Source organism: Exiguobacterium sp. s145 (assembly GCF_018618835.1).
Taxonomy (GTDB): domain Bacteria; phylum Bacillota; class Bacilli; order Exiguobacteriales; family Exiguobacteriaceae; genus Exiguobacterium_A; species Exiguobacterium_A artemiae.
In genome coordinates this window covers 1-16,960 of sequence record NZ_JACSMV010000029.1, presented here as the reverse complement: position 1 = coordinate 16,960, position 16,960 = coordinate 1, and the positions used below count along the sequence as shown (strand labels likewise).

Annotated in this window: 18 protein-coding genes; 16 read left to right on the top strand and 2 right to left on the bottom strand. The window is 46.3% G+C overall.

Annotated features, from left to right (window positions below; genetic code table 11):
- The first annotated feature begins 19 nt into the window (after positions 1-19).
- Genes KNQ07_RS15290 through KNQ07_RS15245 form a run of 10 tightly spaced genes read left to right on the top strand, consistent with a single transcriptional unit; the run spans position 20 to position 10,490 of the window.
- Positions 20-2,389, top strand: a complete 2,370-nt coding sequence (locus KNQ07_RS15290) for a VirD4-like conjugal transfer protein, CD1115 family (protein ID WP_214767744.1) — start codon at positions 20-22, stop codon at positions 2,387-2,389.
- A gap of 12 nt (positions 2,390-2,401) precedes the next feature.
- Complete coding sequence (locus tag KNQ07_RS15285) at positions 2,402-2,656, top strand: hypothetical protein (RefSeq protein WP_133208770.1); 255 nt, start codon at positions 2,402-2,404, stop codon at positions 2,654-2,656.
- Positions 2,657-2,672: 16 nt separating this feature from the next.
- Positions 2,673-3,101: a hypothetical protein gene (locus tag KNQ07_RS15280; RefSeq protein ID WP_214767741.1), complete on the top strand. Its 429-nt coding sequence runs from the start codon at positions 2,673-2,675 to the stop codon at positions 3,099-3,101.
- A 24-nt stretch (positions 3,102-3,125) separates the two neighbouring features.
- Positions 3,126-5,066, top strand: a complete 1,941-nt coding sequence (locus KNQ07_RS15275) for a pLS20_p028 family conjugation system transmembrane protein (protein WP_353048650.1) — start codon at positions 3,126-3,128, stop codon at positions 5,064-5,066.
- Positions 5,067-5,070: 4 nt separating this feature from the next.
- Positions 5,071-5,382: a DUF5592 family protein gene (locus tag KNQ07_RS15270; protein WP_214767736.1), complete on the top strand. Its 312-nt coding sequence runs from the start codon at positions 5,071-5,073 to the stop codon at positions 5,380-5,382.
- Between the two features lie 4 nt (positions 5,383-5,386).
- Complete coding sequence (locus KNQ07_RS15265; protein ID WP_214767735.1) at positions 5,387-6,022, top strand: hypothetical protein; 636 nt, start codon at positions 5,387-5,389, stop codon at positions 6,020-6,022.
- Between the two features lie 7 nt (positions 6,023-6,029).
- Complete coding sequence (locus KNQ07_RS15260) at positions 6,030-7,973, top strand: VirB4 family type IV secretion system protein (RefSeq protein WP_214767734.1); 1,944 nt, start codon at positions 6,030-6,032, stop codon at positions 7,971-7,973.
- Positions 7,973-9,079: a lysozyme family protein gene (locus tag KNQ07_RS15255; RefSeq protein ID WP_251139579.1), complete on the top strand. Its 1,107-nt coding sequence runs from the start codon at positions 7,973-7,975 to the stop codon at positions 9,077-9,079. Before KNQ07_RS15260 ends, KNQ07_RS15255 begins: the two co-directional genes overlap by 1 nt.
- A gap of 13 nt (positions 9,080-9,092) precedes the next feature.
- Positions 9,093-9,650: a hypothetical protein gene (locus KNQ07_RS15250; protein ID WP_214767732.1), complete on the top strand. Its 558-nt coding sequence runs from the start codon at positions 9,093-9,095 to the stop codon at positions 9,648-9,650.
- Positions 9,651-10,490 carry a hypothetical protein gene (locus KNQ07_RS15245; protein ID WP_214767730.1) on the top strand — a complete coding sequence of 280 codons (840 nt, stop codon included), beginning with the start codon at positions 9,651-9,653 and terminating at the stop codon, positions 10,488-10,490.
- A gap of 222 nt (positions 10,491-10,712) precedes the next feature.
- Here the strand turns inward: KNQ07_RS15245 and KNQ07_RS15240 are convergent, their stop codons facing one another.
- Positions 10,713-10,859, bottom strand: a complete 147-nt coding sequence (locus tag KNQ07_RS15240; RefSeq protein ID WP_214767728.1) for a hypothetical protein — start codon at positions 10,857-10,859, stop codon at positions 10,713-10,715.
- A gap of 138 nt (positions 10,860-10,997) precedes the next feature.
- Between KNQ07_RS15240 and KNQ07_RS15235 the strand changes: the two genes are divergently transcribed.
- Both KNQ07_RS15235 and mobP2 read left to right on the top strand, forming a co-directional pair.
- The gene (locus tag KNQ07_RS15235) at positions 10,998-11,249 is read left to right on the top strand and encodes a hypothetical protein (RefSeq protein ID WP_214767725.1); all 252 of its coding nucleotides are present in this window, start codon (positions 10,998-11,000) and stop codon (positions 11,247-11,249) included.
- Positions 11,242-12,402 (top strand): MobP2 family relaxase, encoded by a 1,161-nt coding sequence (gene mobP2, locus KNQ07_RS15230; RefSeq protein WP_214767723.1) that lies wholly within the window; start codon positions 11,242-11,244, stop codon positions 12,400-12,402. The genes KNQ07_RS15235 and mobP2 overlap by 8 nt, the downstream gene beginning before the upstream one ends.
- A 48-nt stretch (positions 12,403-12,450) precedes the next feature.
- Here the strand turns inward: mobP2 and KNQ07_RS15225 are convergent, their stop codons facing one another.
- Positions 12,451-12,915: an SRPBCC family protein gene (locus KNQ07_RS15225; RefSeq protein WP_214767721.1), complete on the bottom strand. Its 465-nt coding sequence runs from the start codon at positions 12,913-12,915 to the stop codon at positions 12,451-12,453.
- 113 nt (positions 12,916-13,028) lie between these two features.
- Here KNQ07_RS15225 and KNQ07_RS15220 point away from each other — a divergent pair, with 113 nt between their 5' ends.
- The 4 genes from KNQ07_RS15220 to KNQ07_RS15205 all read left to right on the top strand — a co-directional run bounded on the left by KNQ07_RS15220 (position 13,029) and on the right by KNQ07_RS15205 (position 16,950).
- A complete protein-coding gene (locus tag KNQ07_RS15220) occupies positions 13,029-13,484 on the top strand; it encodes a hypothetical protein (protein WP_214767719.1) in 456 nt (151 codons plus the stop codon).
- A complete protein-coding gene (locus KNQ07_RS15215; RefSeq protein ID WP_214767717.1) occupies positions 13,481-13,759 on the top strand; it encodes a hypothetical protein in 279 nt (92 codons plus the stop codon). Before KNQ07_RS15220 ends, KNQ07_RS15215 begins: the two co-directional genes overlap by 4 nt.
- Before the next feature lie 5 nt (positions 13,760-13,764).
- The gene (locus tag KNQ07_RS15210) at positions 13,765-15,228 is read left to right on the top strand and encodes an ArdC-like ssDNA-binding domain-containing protein (RefSeq protein ID WP_214767715.1); all 1,464 of its coding nucleotides are present in this window, start codon (positions 13,765-13,767) and stop codon (positions 15,226-15,228) included.
- A 453-nt stretch (positions 15,229-15,681) separates the two neighbouring features.
- The gene (locus KNQ07_RS15205) at positions 15,682-16,950 is read left to right on the top strand and encodes a P-loop NTPase fold protein (RefSeq protein WP_214767713.1); all 1,269 of its coding nucleotides are present in this window, start codon (positions 15,682-15,684) and stop codon (positions 16,948-16,950) included.
- Positions 16,951-16,960: the final 10 nt, after the last annotated feature.

Below are 16,960 nucleotides of genomic sequence, written 5' to 3'. Positions count from 1 at the left end.
AAGTGTGGTGACTGAAATAATGGCAAACTTCTCGCTTCGTTCCCTCGCTACCTCCGCTTGGCTGTGGCGATGCCTTGCCTTTTTGATCGCTTTACCCCTTGTATTGTTCTTAGTACTCAATGTTGCGTTTCAGTTCCTGCAGCAGACAATCCAAAATCTCTTCCAAGACGGGAAGTTAACGACCGGTTCCCCGCTGCAATACGAATCTAGTTGGTGGACGACGCTTGCCTGGTCGACCTCCCTCGCTTTCGGATTGTTCGGTGTCTGTTTCCTACTTGGAGGGTTTCTCTTATTGAAGTATTGGCTCAACTTCCGCGATCTCAAAGCAGCTCAAAAAGGAAGTGCCCGCTTCACGACGTTCCAAGAGCTGAAACAACAATATCGGGATGTACCGGACCGTAAAGAGACATACAGCGGATCCGGTGGTGTCCCGGTCGGCCGCTACCGTGACCGTCTCTACATCGATGACAGTGCCGTCAACAATCTCGTCATCGGGACGACTCGTTCTGGTAAAGGCGAGACGTTCGTCTTCTCGACAATCGACCTCTACAGTCGTGCCGAACGTCAAGCGAGTCTAATCATCAATGATCCAAAAGGAGAGCTATTCGCCGCCTCCAAAGAAACGCTCGAGGCACGCGGCTATCAGGTCGAGGTCCTGAATCTGATGAACCCGTCCCAATCGATGTCCTATAACCTGTTGCAACTAACGATCGACGCCTATCTGGACGAGAACTACTCCCTCGCCCAACAATATGCGCGATCGGTCGCCTACATGCTTTACCATGATTCGAAAGCGAAGGATCCATTTTGGAGCAACTCCTCAACGGACCTCTGTACCGCCTTGATTCTTGGACTTTGTGAACAGGCGAAACACGAACCGGAGAAGATCACGATGTATAACGTCGCCCTGATGTTATCCGATCTCGGATCTCGGACGATCACGGATGACATGGGACAGGAACAATCGGCACTCGACACCTTCTTCGCGGCGTTCCCAGAGAATCATCCGGCACGCATGCAGTATGCGACGCTTCATTTCTCCGGTGGCCAGACCCGTGCCAGTATCCTGGCGAACACGAACGCTAAGCTTGGGATCTTCACCCTTGATGCGACGGCACGATTGACGGCACAAAACTCCCTCGATATGAAACTGATCGGCTTCAACCGTTGGATCCGCGGACGTGCGCTTCCCTTGTCACGGCTGACCTTCCACTTCCCAAGCGGAAAGCAGCTTTCCTTGACGACGGACGACGACGGGAGTTTTGTGCTCCATCACGAAGAAGCAATCGATATAGGTTCTGACATCACAGTGGAGAGTGAACAGCACACCTATACGATAATTCTCCCGGGTTGGAAGGACGAGGCGAATGGTATCTTCGACTGGACGACCGATGCCCCGATCGACATCCGGGAGATTCGCCAGCACCCGCGTCCGGTTGCCGTTTTCCTGATCGTTCCGGACTATGATCCGACGTTGAACGTCATCGCTTCACTGTACGTCAAACAAGTCTATACATCGCTAGCCCGTGTCGCCTCACAAGCGACGAGTGGACGTTGTGAACGGCAAGTCATCTTCTTGCTCGACGAATTTGGGAATATGCCAGCGATTGAAGGGATGGCGAACATCATCACCGTCTGTCTCGGTCGGAATATCCGCTTCAACCTCGTCATCCAGTCCTACGCCCAACTGGAGAATCTATACGGGGAGGATTGGAAGACCATCGACGGGAACTGCGGAAACACGCACTACCTATTGACAGCGGATGAGTCGACGGCAGAATTGATTTCGAAGAAACTCGGGGAGCAGACGATCGTCACGAAGTCTCGTTCCGGACAGACCTTCTCACTTTCGAAGTCGAAGACGGAGAGTGTCGATGGCCGGCGCTTGTTGACAGCAACAGAAGTCATGGGACTGAAGGAAGGCGAGATGCTGATCATTCGGGTCATCAAACGACAAGACAAGCAACAGAAACGGATCCAGTCCTATCCCCTCTTCCTGACCGGACGGACAGCGATGAAATACCGCTATGAATACTTGGCGGATGACTTCAACACGGACCGTTCCATCAACGATCTCGTCATTCCCTGCGCACATGCGCATCTCGACCTGAATACGCTTCGTGTCCCCTTCCATCTGGGCGCCTCAGTTGCTTCGAAAACGGTGGAGACGGATGAGGAGACACTTGACGCAACAGAGTGGCGCGTTTGTGATGTCCTGCAACCGAAAATCCTCCGCTCCATCTTCGAGACGACGGAATACGACACCCTATCCATCACGGCGTTCGAGCAAGGCATCCTGGATAGGACAATCCCTGTGACGGACAACCAGCGTCACTTTTTGAAGACAATCATCAGTAAACGACTCGAGAAACTCCGTCATGGCGTCTAAGGAGGGCATCATATGACAGAACTGACACGCACGGAGCGCGTCCAGCGTGAACTCCGCGTCATCGCGACCATCATCAAGGAGAACAAAAAGCGTCTCCGTCGCGGTGAAGTATTGAACATCCAGACCCGGGACGGATTCCTCGTCGTATTTGAGGAAGAAGACCCAGACTCAGGCGACCGAAAAACTGTTACGCTTATAGACACATTCGATTTTCGGGTCCACGTCAGTAATGGCGATCTAACGGATCCGGAACAGGTGTCATCATAGGAAAAGGGGTGGAGGCATGCAAGCGAAACGAGTACTCTCCGGACTATTGATTTCCTCTGCGTTACTTTTAGTCGGTTGTAGTGAAACTGAAGACTCTAGTCATGCAAATCAAGTAAAGTTATCCAAGGTAGAAAATCTAATGGATGGAAAACAAGAAGGGTTCCTATTGATTTTAAAAGAGGAAGACGGAGATATTGGCTCATATCAAAGTAAACTTGATTCCGTAGCCCAAAAAAATGAAGTACCTATTCACATCTATAATACTTTTCAGCCTGATACTAAAAAAATAGTGAATCGAGCGAACTTTGAGTATACCTCGACTCTAAAGGGTGAGAATTTGTACTATGTGTCTAAAGGTAAGATTAAAGATACGCTAAACGTCAATCGCCTGACCGATGAAACCTTTACTGATACAGTCAATGAGTTTGTAGCTAATAATAAATAGGATGAAACGGAGGTCTGGATAGATATGTCTGATGCTCAGGTTATCCAGAAACTTACCGAATTCGAACGACTTTTTAACTTAAGTAATTTAGTCAACGATGCTTTGCGAACTGTAGGATGGATTTTTGTCAGAGGGCTTTCTTTGTTGATTGATTCACTCGAAAGTCTTATAGATGATATTTTGATGATCAAAACATTCTTTAATAATCCTCAAATGGTTGAATTCGTTCAGACGATTCAACCTTTTTTGTATGTACTATTAGCCGCAAGTTTTGTTTTTACAGGCTATCTCATCATTTTTCAAAAGAAATTCGATCGAGAAGGGCTTCTTATCAATATTTTCATTTCACTGATGATTTTAGGACTACTCTCACCTACGATGAAACAACTAAATGACTTCACCGATCAAGCAGTCAATCAAGTCAAGAGTGGTAGTATATATGGCTCTGAAAAGGAAACTATATCTGAAACAATACTCAAAGAAAATTTAAACGATTTAGTAGCATACGATAAAAATGACTTTGACAACTATACAGAAAATGACGTAAAAAATAATGTTCCGACCAAATTGATCAGAGGATTACAGATTAATGAGGTGTTCGATAGCAATAAACTAGACGTATCCACTACTGGATCAAAACTTTCAAAATCATTTATCCTTTGGGACGGTAGTGAAGAAGTACTAGGCGAACTCGATCAAAGCGGACTTGATTGGAATAACCAATATTACTACCGGTATCACCCGAACTGGCTGACGATCCTCGTCACGCTTGGGGTGATGGGCTTCACCCTCTTCTCGATTGCCTACAAGCTAGCTCGACTTTCGTTCGAGTTGGCTTTTAATTATGTTTTGGCGATTCTAGTCGCACCCGCTGATCTACACAGCGGACAAAAGACGAAGAAGATCATTCAAAGCATCTTGAACACCTTTCTCGTCATCATTCTGATTTTCGTTTCGATCAAACTCTATACGATTGGAACGGCATACCTGGTCGATACACTCGACGGTCTCGCCTATTTGATCGCGCTGATTGCCTTCTCTGCCGCTTTGATTGATGGACCAAACATGGTCGAACGTCTCTTCGGAATTGATGCCGGTCTGAAGCGCGGTTGGGGTGTCGCACTCGGTGCGTATGCTGTCGGGAAAGGAACCGCAAAAGTGGGTGCTCGTGTCGCCGGTCAGACGATGAAGATGGCGTCACGTCCGGCCACTCCTTCGGTCTCGGAAGCAGCAAGTACGACGTTACCACCGAATCCGCCGCCGAATGGTGGTACACCCGCGAGTCGTCCAGATCGTTCGCCTGAAAGTGTTCCGACTCCATCACAAGCGCAAGAGCAGATATCTCGTCCAGCAGGACCAAAGAATCAACCAATCGAATCCGTTGAGATGCCAGTGCATGATGCGGCGCAAGAAGCTCAGACTGCAGCATCACCCGATTCCGCTCCAGATCGTCCAGATGCTGTCGCACAAGCAACACCCGTGACATCGACTTCGCAATCGACAATACCTGCTACGCAACCAAAGACTTTCGATTCACCGATGAATGAAAGAAATGCCAACTCATCTGATGCATTCGAGTCACCTGAAATGTCTGGTTCCTCACATCCAGTATCACAGTCTCCACAGACTTCCGAAGTAAATTGTAAGCCTGTTACTTCTTCAGCGAATTCGACACCATTCGACAAAATGACTACTAGCGCGTCTGCTCATTCTGTGGAAACAACAGAAAATGTGTCTCCGAGCGTCACCTTGTCTAGCTCTTCCAGTAGCTCACCATCCATCAGTGAATCGTCTCAGGAGACGTCATCCGGAACACAGCGTCAGCGAAAGTCGATCTATCAGACACTGGAGACCACGACGCAGAAAGAACTCAAACATGTTGAACAAACCCAGACGCGCGTGACACAGGAATCATCCCGGATGTACTCGACGGATGTGCCGCGTCTAGACCCGAAAAAGGAGTGAGACCATGCAACAGCGCCAATACCGGATTCCGAACGAAGTCACGACCGAACTCAAAATCAATAAGATGCTCTACCTCTATGATTTACTATTTCTCGTCGCTTTGATCATCGTCCGGTTGATTGCTCTTCCATTTATCCCGGACGCCTTGCATCTACCGTTTACGTGTTTCCTCGTCGGGTTCGGACTTTTCCTTGTCATCCGACCGACGACGAATCCGGAAAAGCGGATGGTCCACGTGCTCTATTACGCACTGATCAAGAAGAAAGACACCTATATCGCGTTGGCTGACCGGAATGAATCTTCGAAAGGAGAGTGATCAGATGAGTTTATCAGAAGACACACGATTGAAGACGAGTGCTACGACCGATATCACTTGGCTCGACGAGGTCCAGTTGACGACACCGAAAACAAGAAAGGAGAAGCGCGTCCGAATCCCACCTTCAGTCGCCTCCCTCTTGCCAATCGTCGACTCCACAGCGCTCGATGTTTTCGAGATGCAGGATGGGACGTTTTGCGACATCATTCAACTGACTTCAAAAGATATTTACGGACTATCTGAGACGGAGAAGGACCATGATATCTTCTCGCTTGCCTATCTTTTGCAGGCGTATGTCCATCCATTGAAGGTCATTCCGCTCAATACACCGCTTAATCTAGAAAAACAGAAACAACGGATCGAACGACAGCTGCGACAGAATCAGATTGCCGCCTATCGTCCCTTCCTTCAAAAGAAGAAACAAGAACTGATCTACCTCGAGGAGCATCGCACCAATCGCGATTATCTCCTCTTTTTTTATGCTCCGGACGAGGCAATGCTCCGGGAACGGAAGCATCAATTGACGAAACTCCTCCGACGCAGCAACCCGATGGTCGAACTGACGCTCGAACAGAAAATCCACATCCTGTTCCAACTGCACAACCCGAATACGAAACCGACCCAGGACGGAAAGGAGTGATGATGTCATGTGGCGTACGCATTTTTTACGGAAGCAGGAACCTGAGACGGTCAAACAACAGGACGGCTACAATCCGACATTCGTCCAAACGATCCAACCGCAAGGCGGACTCCGCTTCGAGCCGAACTATGTCCGGACCGGTGACGGCTATCTCGCCTGCCTTCATGTCTATAAATATCAATCAACCGTCTACGACTTCTGGCTCGAACCGATCCTCAATCTCCCCGGTGTCCTAACAACGCTCGATATCGGGACGGCGGACAAACGGGAGATGATCCGGACGATCAACAAATCAATGGCCGAGCAGAATACGCGCTTCGAGAATGCAAAGGATAATGTCGACCGGATCGATGCGCGTGAGACGTACAAGGAACTGAATGAGCTCTACGAACAGATCACACAGGGTGAGACGATGAAGTATCTGCACCTTCGGCTCTACGTCAAAGCGAAGACACTCGACGTGCTCGAACGCCAGGTACAGGACGTGATGGAAGAACTCGAAGCACGGAACTTCCGCGCAACCGTCTTCCTGAACGAACAGGAATGGGAATGGCAGAGCCTGTTCCTCAGCTACGAGCAACAGCAAAAATTGCCGAACCGTCGTCGGGGAAAAGAGATTCCGTCGCTCTCAATCGCGGGTGGTTATCCATTTCACTTCACATCGTTGCAGGATCCGACCGGTACCTATTACGGAACAACCGACACGAACGGGAGTGTCATCTTCGATCTGTTCCATAAGGATAAGCAACGGAAGTTCTACAACGCGTTGATGATCGGGAAGATGGGCTCCGGGAAGTCAACGTTGCTCAAGAAGACGGTCCTCGACCAAGCGATTAAAGGCAATCACGTCCGCATCTTGGACGTGACCGGTGAGTTCTCCGACCTCGTACGACAACTGGGTGGTAAAGAGATTGCGCTCGACGGTTCCGCCGGACGGATCAATCCGCTCCATGTCTATAAGACGGTGACGCACGCCGACGGTTCTGCGGACGAAGCTCTCTCATTCATGCAACACCTATCGAAAATCGCTGTCTTCTATCACTACATCAATCCGGCAGCGACGCAAGAAGAGGCAAACGAGTTCGAGATTCTGCTCCGTCAGCTCTATCTTGAGAAGGGACTTTGGAATGAGGACGGTGACGCGCCAATCACGACGCATCCTGCGAACGCCTATCCGGTCTTCTCCGACTTCTTAGCGCTGGTCCGCTCCGAATTGTATGTCGATGCTGCGCGGACGACGATCCGCGAGACCATCAGTACAAACCGTGTCAGACGGCTCGAGAACATCGAACTCGCGATCACGAACCTCGTCCACAACTACGGCAATATCTTCGACGGGCATTCTTCGATTGAGCGGTTCGATGAGGAAGCGATCGTTTCGTTTCCACTACGCAACCTGACGAACTTAAAGGACGAAATCTTTCAGGCACAGGTCTTCAACCTGATGAACATGCTCTGGGACGGGATGATCCTCAACGGTGCCGGACAACTCCGCAGCTATAACCAGGGTGAACTGTTGATCGAGGATGCCTTCAAGTATCTGATTGTCATCGATGAGGCGCATCACCTAATCAACACACGCGATATCGCCCAACCGGCGATTCTATACCTGCAACAGTTCATGCGCGAAGCACGGAAATACTTCGGCGGCATCTTCTTCGCTTCGCATTTGATTACAGACTTTGTTCCGACCGGTTCGAAGTCGGAGAATGCGGAGAACGTCAAAACCCTGTTCCAGCTGACGCAGTACAAGTTTATCGGTGAACAAGATGCCGAGAGCATCCCGACGATCCAGACTGTCTTCGACGGACAGTTGACCGAGAGTGAGACGCGGTTGATCCCGTCGCTCGAGACCGGACGCATCGTTCTTAGTATCTCCGGTGTGAAGACGTTGATCTTCGATGTTGATGTCTCGCCCGAGGAGCTGACCTTGTTCGGAGGTGGTGCCTGATGTGGAGTACGGTCCGGCAGTCGGCACGTGTCGCCGTCCGGATGAAATGGCGACTCCTGACCTTAAAGTATCGTCTGATTGCCCTCGGTATCGCCCTACTATTGTTGCTTCTGATTATCATCGTCGCAGGCATTCTCGATGTGTTGACTGGGCTCGAGAATGAGCAGGCGACGGAGACGTCGATCACTTACTCAGACGCAAGTCTGCAAATCAGTGATGATGTTCTCCAATACCGGGAAGCGATCGCGCGTGAATTGAAAAAGGAACAACTCGAGGGACAGACGAACGTCGTCCTCGCCCTGATGATGCAGGAGAGTGGCGGACGCGGGAATGATCCGATGCAAGCGAGTGAATCGAAGTGCGGACGGATCGGTTGCATCACTTCTCCTGATGAGAGCATTCAGTACGGAGTGAAACACTTCGCGTCGGTCTTCCGGCGAGCGAACGAGGACGTCAAGTTGACGCTCCAAAGTTACAACTTCGGAGGTGGCTTCATCGATTATGTTCAAGAGAACGGGGGACGCTATACGAAACAACTTGCGATCTCCTTTTCACAGATGATGTATCAACGCGTCAAGAAGAGCGGCATCTATCAGTGTCATCGTCCGAGCGCAATCGAGCATCAAGCCTGTTATGGCGACATTGAATATGTCGATGCTGTCCTCCGTTATCTGACACCGACGGTACTAGCAGAAGGCAAGACGGGACCGATTAAAGGGAAACTCCATGCCCCTCTCGACATCCCACTTCAGATGACGTCGGGGTTCGGATCCCGGATTGTTTTCGGAAAGACGGACGTTCATACAGGTATCGATTTCAGTTGCCACAATACGGATAGCGTCCATGCTGTCCGCTCCGGTACCGTCACCTATAGCGGCTTACGCGGACCGTATGGGCAGTTAATTCAGATCAAGCAGGGCGACTGGATTACCGCCTACGCACATCTTTCCGCACGCCAGGTTAAGACGGGGCAAAAGATTGAAGCTGGGCAAAAGATTGGGATGTGCGGTTCGACCGGACGTTCAACCGGGAACCATCTCCACATCGAATTCAAGACGAGTGATTGGTCCGGACACATTGATCCGGCACCACTCTTTTCTCTATAAGGAGGGATGCAAGATGGCATTGACGAGTCGTCATCTTTTGTGGCTCGTGTTGTTCTGTCTGCTGCTTTCAATCAGTGCTAACGTCTACCAATACCGTTCGTCGGCATCAGATGGACGACACATGACTTCAGAAAAACACAGAAAGGATTCGTCACCAGAAATGATTGTACCAGACTCAACTGTCGTCACTGACGCAGAGGAGCCAGAGCAGCAGTCGTCTATTTCTAAGAATGCAGAACGCTTCATCTCGTTTGCATTCACGTGGAAAGACGGGACCTATCCGACGCGTAAGCGACAGGCCAGCCAGTACATGTCGGATTCAATCAAACGGACGTTGTTCGCAAGTAGCGGAAGCGATGGCAAGTTCACTGCCTCCGTCTCGGACATCGAAGTCTTTCCAAACCGTGACGATCCGGAGCGTTGCCTTGTCCGCTTCAAACGGACGTTGACGATTGATTCAAACGGCTATGAGGAGATATCCGATGAGCTGGTCGAACTGACGTTTACAAACCAAGACAGTCGTTACATCGTCGACCAAATGAAGAGTCTCAAGTCATCAGGAGGTGTCTAAATGCGAAGAGGAAAACGAAAGACCTTGACCCGTGATTGGTCACGGTTGTATCTCGGAACAGGGCTGTTTTTCTTAATAGGCTTTCTGTTTTTCGGTTTCTCTTCCCTCTTCTTTGCTGAGGAACAACCAATCAATGCAACACCAGTCGGTGAAGAACAACGGTTGACGAATGGACAGACCGTCACGCTTCTCAACTGGTCTCATGATGAAGAGCGGAAACAGATGCGTGTCCGTCTCCAATTCGACCAGCCTCAAGATTACGCGACGAAACTTGTCACGCGCGTCGCCTACAAGGAACGACCAACGGATGAGTTGCACGTCCGAGTCGTCTATCACCAGGACGAGCACTATGTCTTCGAAATCGAAGATGTACCGCGCAATTTTGATCAGCTAGCCCTTCGCTTATATGTGATTAAGCTTCAACAGTCACTCGAGAAGCTGAGTGCTACGAAGCGAGAAGAGGCACTCGTTGAATCACTCTATATGGATCAGCGACGTGTCTTAAGAACATCACTTTCTATTCAACAAGCAGACGACTATGCGCAACTTTTTCTCGCTGACGAGCACGTGCAAAGTCAAAAACGGATCAAGAAAATGAAGCGCGAACAGCTGGCACACGCTTCTCTCGTCCAGCAAATCGAACAAGACATCAAGACGAAACAAGCCACCTTACCCGACCTGACACTCGATGAACAAGTCGAACGTGAGGACGAGATCTTCAAACTGAAGCAGGACAAAGAGGACGCACTGTTAAGACAAACGGAATTGAAAAAACAACTCACGCAAGAAGAAAAAAGACAAGATCAGTTGCGTATTAAAGCACGTGAACTGAAATGGTAAGGTGGCACACACCGTGCCAAAATGCCGTTTTTAGTGGCACGCGGTGTGACCTTTTGGCGATTTTGATGATATCAGGGAAACACTAGGCTCCGCCTAGCCTAGCACGCTGAGTGATAGCAGTTTCCCCTTATGCTCTTTTTTCACGGTTTTGAACCATTTTTGATTTTTAAGCTTTCAAAAAACTAACGCACATTCATCCAATTCATCGATCTTCATCAACGTTTAAATCGATTCTGTTACGTCACTTTTTTCGAACCTTTTCATCTCATGATGCTGTATCTTCGACCAGATATGTTTTAGAAGTTCGACGATCAAGGAGACGCTCACGGCTTCTCCAAAGGCATAACTGTTTTCGATGATCGACTGCATGTTGATTCCTCCGTTCCTTGTCTGAGTAATATCACCTTTCTCACTTCTAATGACAGGAGGAACGAAGCAATTGTTCGGAAATCTTTTCATTTTTTTAGAACGCCGAGACTTACTTTCCTAAAGGAAGGAGGAAGATGGATGGACCTCTTGATTCGTGACATCGACCCCCTATTCGTCAAACAACTCGACGAACAGGCCGAGAAACAGTCGTGTTCCCGACAAGAATTATTGAAAGGATTACTGACTACCTGGTGCGCGGACGGCGTCCAGTCGACACAAATTGCGCGTCTCGAACAACAGCTTGAAGCGAACACGTTACACCTCAAACGAAGTGCAACAGAACTCGAACAATTGACCAAACTCTTCCGTGAGGTGATGCACGATGACTAACGTTCCCGGTGTCATTATCAAGTCGAAGTTCAAGTTGCCCCAAGTAACCCGACGTGCACGTCGCTATACGACGTATCTCAATTACATCGACCGACCGGAGACGAAAGCACGGTCGCATCAATTCGAGAACTATCACGATTATATGGAGGATGAACTGAAATCAAGCGGTCTATTCACGGCGACACAAGACCGATTGAACGCAAGTGAGCGAGAGCAATTGCGTGAAATCTTTCGACGGGCGCAGGAGAACGGCAGCATCCTCTGGCAAGATGTCATCTCGTTCAATGAAGCCTGGTTACAAGAAGTCGGCGTCAAAGAAAATCGCTACATCGATGAGCAACGGTTGATGCAGGCGACACGGAACGCGACCGCGCTGATGATCGAAAAGGAACAGATGCTACACGCGACATGGACCGCCGCCATCCATTACAACACGGACAACATCCATATCCATGTCGCGACGGTCGAGACAATTCATCCCCGTGAACGTGGCAAACGGAAACCGAAAACGATCGAGAAGATGAAGGCACAGGTCGTCCATACGCTTGCCGACCGGACACGTGAACAAGAGAAACTGAACACCTTCATCCGCAATGAGATCATCGTGCACAAACGGAATCGTTCAACACTGTCCATCTCCAACCGAGTGCTACATCCAGCACTCGTGCAACAGTATAAAACGATTCAGAAACAACTACCTGACGATAGACGGCAATGGCATTACAACATGAACAGTATGCGAGAGTTGCGTCCTTCGCTCAATCAATTGACTGACATGTATCTTGCGATCTACTTCGAAAAAGAGCACAGCGCATTTAAACAACAACTCGATACGGAGGTCGCATTCTACGAGCGGAGTTATGGATCGGCTTCCCAAGCATCGGCTTATCGCAAGACGAAAGAACAGGATCTCTACACGCGAATGGGAAACACCATCCTGTCCGAGATGCGTGAGTCGGACAAGTCGCCCCCGAAGCTTACAAAGGTGGATACATCCTCATCTAAACAAAGAATCCGATCAGCGTTTCGACGTGAACGGATCATGCAAGAGACACTTTATCGAATCGGACGACACATGAACGATGAATGGGAACACATACAGAATCAAAGAGCGTTTGAACTTCTTCAGCAAGAAATCGATCACGACCGGTAAAAGAAAAAGTCACCCTTTCGACAAAAGGATGACAGACAAAGTCTATTGTTATCGATGACTCATTTTAATAGCGTAGTCATTTAATTGACGAAACTCTTTGTTGTAGAGTCTTTTCAATCCTAATTTAGCGATTCTATAAAGAAACGAATGATACCAATGGAATATTTCTGCTGATATGGTGATTCGTATCTCTGTTTGGTTCTGCCTCGCATGTAATTCATATTGACCAATCGACATTCCTAACTCATCTTTATTTCGGACATCAATGAAAAAAGGAGGACGAACCTCTTCCACCCAAGCATCAGCAGAAAATGTCTTATCTTTGTGTTTTTGGACGACTTGAAAAGTTTGACCAGCGTAACTGTATTCAGCTGGGTCTCCTTCAGCAAATGTATAATTTTCAATCATGTTACTCCAGTTACGCATATGCTCCATCTTAGAAATATAATCATATACTTTGTCGATAGGTGCATCAATGACTTTTACTTTTTTATAAATGTGTAATGTTGACATGGATAGTACCTCACTCAATCTTTTTATATGTTTATTGTATCATTCGTCTTCTACTTTATCAGGAAGTATTTAACTATTGAATAAGTTGGATAGTAAATGAAAGGAGCATACAAATGGAGGAAACAAAGCAAGTCCGAATCAGAATGAGTGCCGTGACTGCTGAATTTTTAGAAGAATACCGGGAGAGAGAACGGTTGCCAGGGATTGGTCCGGCAATCGATCACATCATCCGCGACTATCAAGAGATGATCAAAAAGCAATGGGACTTGAACTATATCAGTCGTTCCGTCTCGAAACAGATCGAGCAAGAGTTGGCGCCATTCTGGGAAGAACAGATCACAAAAAGTCTCTCTCCGTTACGAAAGAGCGTCCAACAAACAGACCTTCAAACACAGGTGTTGATTGAACTCGTACAAGCCTTGATGCAGACAGAAAGCATCGAGGACATTATACCTACGACCGAATATCGTCCCTCATTCCTTGAAACGGCAGAGACGGCTGTCAAAAAACGAATCGACCAGCGAAAGCAACATAAGCACTCGAATGAAGAAAGGATGATCCACAAATGAGACGACTGGAAGCCTTCACACTCGCAACGTTTTTGGAACTACATTCGACACATGTCACCGTCATGATTCATCAAGCACACTATGATATTCCGATTTCACAGGATGAGCATGCGTTCCTTCAGCTCTTGCAGGAAGAACCCTTGTTACTACTCCCGGTATCGCGTGATCGCCGTCAGTTACTACTGGACCGACTCGTTACCGATTCGAATGTATTAGAAGAATTGAACGATTTTGAAGGTGCTGCCGATTCGTCTTTCTCGTCTGAAGGAGTGTGAGATACATGGCATACAAGAAGAAAACACGTGAGGATTATCAGAAGGAAGTACAAGCGTTGACCGACAAGATGGAGACGCAGCTCGCTTCTCACTTCGTTAGTCAGGAGAGCATCAAGGAACATCTCGACTTCATGAGCCGGTTCCATCGTTATTCGACAAGGAACATGCTATTGATCGAGGAACAGTTTAAAGGCGCGCGTGCCGTCGGTTCTTATGCGTACTGGGAAAAACAAGGAGTCCAGGTCCAAAAAGGCGAGAAGGGAATCAAGATTTTCGTCCCCTCCCCTGTTACCTTCATTAAGCGAGATACGGATTGGGTGGCGTGGAAAGACGCGACGAAGACCGAGCAAAAACGTGCCAAGGAAGGTTCTTATCCGACACGCAAAGCGATGTATTATAAGATTGGTCACGTCTTCGAGTACACGCAAACCGATGCCCGGGAAAAGGGACTCGAAGTCTCCCAGCTATTTGCTTCGTATCATCGAAATGGATCGATTCGCGAAGCGGAATCGTTTCGCCGCGCGTTGAACAGGATTGCTGAGACACAAAATGTGACGTTACTCAATCAGCCGTTGAACGAACTCGGTACCGCAAAAGGATGCTTTTATCCAGAACTCAACGCGATTGCCTCGAACCCGCGGAACTCGGATATTGAGAACGTTACTGTTCTAATCCACGAACTCGCCCATGCCAATCTGCATAATATGGACCGGAACGAACAGCGCGGAATCGAGTTAAATCCTCATGAGAAGGAATTCCAAGCGGAGATGGTCGCCTATACTGTTGCGTCACATTTTGGTTTCCCGACGGATGAATTTTCATTGTCGTATCTCGCCAGCTGGACGCAAGGCAAAGACTTGCGCGACAAAGAAAATCTGTTGTACGAAGTCCATCAGACATCCGGTCACTTCATCCGCGAGATCCATTCCTCGCTCGAGCAGGAGCAAGTCCTGGAACGCGAAGCGTCACCTATTAAAGTGATTGAGTACATCGAACAGAATGCACGGATCACAGAACACGGATTACCGTTAGCCGAACGACTAGAGCGGATCATGCAGCACACACCGGAGGATGTCGGAGCTTACCTGACGAGTATCGCTAAGCAAGACACACAACAAGACCTTTCAACGTTCGCCGAACCAATGATGCTCGTTCATGGTGCAACAGACTTCTTCGAATCGTTCGCGAAAGCCAATGACCGTGATTTCGACGAACATGAGACCGTCGCCTATACGTTGGTCATTCCAGGAGAAGAACCGATCAGTCAACACTTCCGCATCCTCGATGACGCTTCAGGACCACTTCATCACATCCTGAACACAGAAGTCGTCAGTAAGGAAACGGAACAAGTACTCGAAAAAGCATGGTACGACGAGATGCTTTCGACAGAAGATCGTGATTTAGAAAAGGTCCGTCAAATTGTGACACGTCACTTCAATGTATCGGAAAAAGATTTCCGTAGTCACTAAAATCACCTCCTCTTCTTAGTTGAATTCAAGTACTATGAAAGAGTAGGATAATAATGACAATACAGGCGAGATGGAGTATTGATCTTTATTAATAATCAATCAATTGCCTATGCTGCCATCGCAATGGAGCAGCTCGGCTATACACGTGAACAAATTGAAAAGGTTCAGGCTAGCATGCTTTCTGAAATAGATTGGACAGATGAGAAAACGGCTGAGAAAAAAAGCTACAGTTCTAAGTAGATAATAAAGAGAGGATAGTATGCTAATCAGTCTTAGCATACTATCCTCTCTTAACTTCTTTTTAAATTCAGATTCATTGTGAAGAGGTTCTCTTTAGAATATTTATGAAAATTCAGAACCTGATGATAATTGTCTTACAGATTTTTGATTTGTTGTTTATTAACTTATACCTCAAGATAAAGAACTAATAAAAAAATAGATAGGAATGATCAAATGAACCAAGATAGACTTTTAAATATTTTAATTGCTAAGAATATTGATATAACAAAAAAACCTTTTACATTCTTAATCAAAGGAACATGGGGTATCGGAAAGACTTTTTTATGGAATGAATTTGTAGAAAGAAAAAATGGAACAGGCAAATTGAAATTTATAAAATTTTCTTTGTTTGGTGTCGAATCAATCGAGCAATTAGAAAGACAATTAAGAAATGGATTTATAGAAAATAATTCAAGAATGAAAGAAGCTGTAAGGCAATCTTATAACGTTTTCAACAAAAAAATAGCAGCTGGACAAATTGAGGTTTCTCAATTTTTTAGTTTTTCAATTAATACAGTCATTTGTTTTGATGACCTAGAAAGAAAATCAGATAAATTAAGCTTAAAAGATATTATGGGTTTTATTGAAAATATATCGCTCAATTCAACAGTTTTTATATTATTAAATGAAGATGCTATTAAAGAAGCCGAATATTATAAAGACTTTATAAATTATAAGGAAAAAATTATTGATTATGAGTATGAATTGACTGATGTAAGCGATCAAATGTGTAATAGTGTTTTATCGTATTCAAGCTTAAAGAAAGAATATAAGAATGAAATGATTCGTGTATTTCAGTTACATAAACAAAGTAATTATCGAATTTTAATAAAAATAGAAAGATTAGTTCAAGGCATATTAAATGAATTAAAAGACTTAAATATCAGTATAGTTAGCTTATGTAGCAGTGTAATTATAGAAGAACATAGTGAAAACGTGACTATTAATGAGAATATTTATAAAGAAAATGATATAAAGGTATCAATTTTTATTTTGAGAGAAAAAATAAAAGCGTATTTAAAAACAAATGAATTGAACTTTGAGGATTTTAACAGTGTTTTAAATCCAACATCCCATGAAAACTCTGAGGATAACAAATTAAATAAACAATTAATTGATTATATCGACAAAATGGAATATGTATTTTTAAAAGATGACGAGTACTTAAAAGAAATATATTCTAACATCGTTGGTTTCATAGAAAATCATTCGAATATATCTTTTGACGTAAAACTGATTATGGATTTATGTATGCTAACAAAAAGTTATGGAACACAATACGAATCTATTCTAAATGTTGATTTAGAAAAAGTAGACGAACGTTTCATAAACCTTATAGAATTTTCGATTAGTGAAATGAATATCTTGTATTTTGCAATAGGTTTGTGCAGTGAATTGCAGAAAAAAGTACAGAACTTTGCCACTAAATATTTAATTTCTTGATAATGCCTGT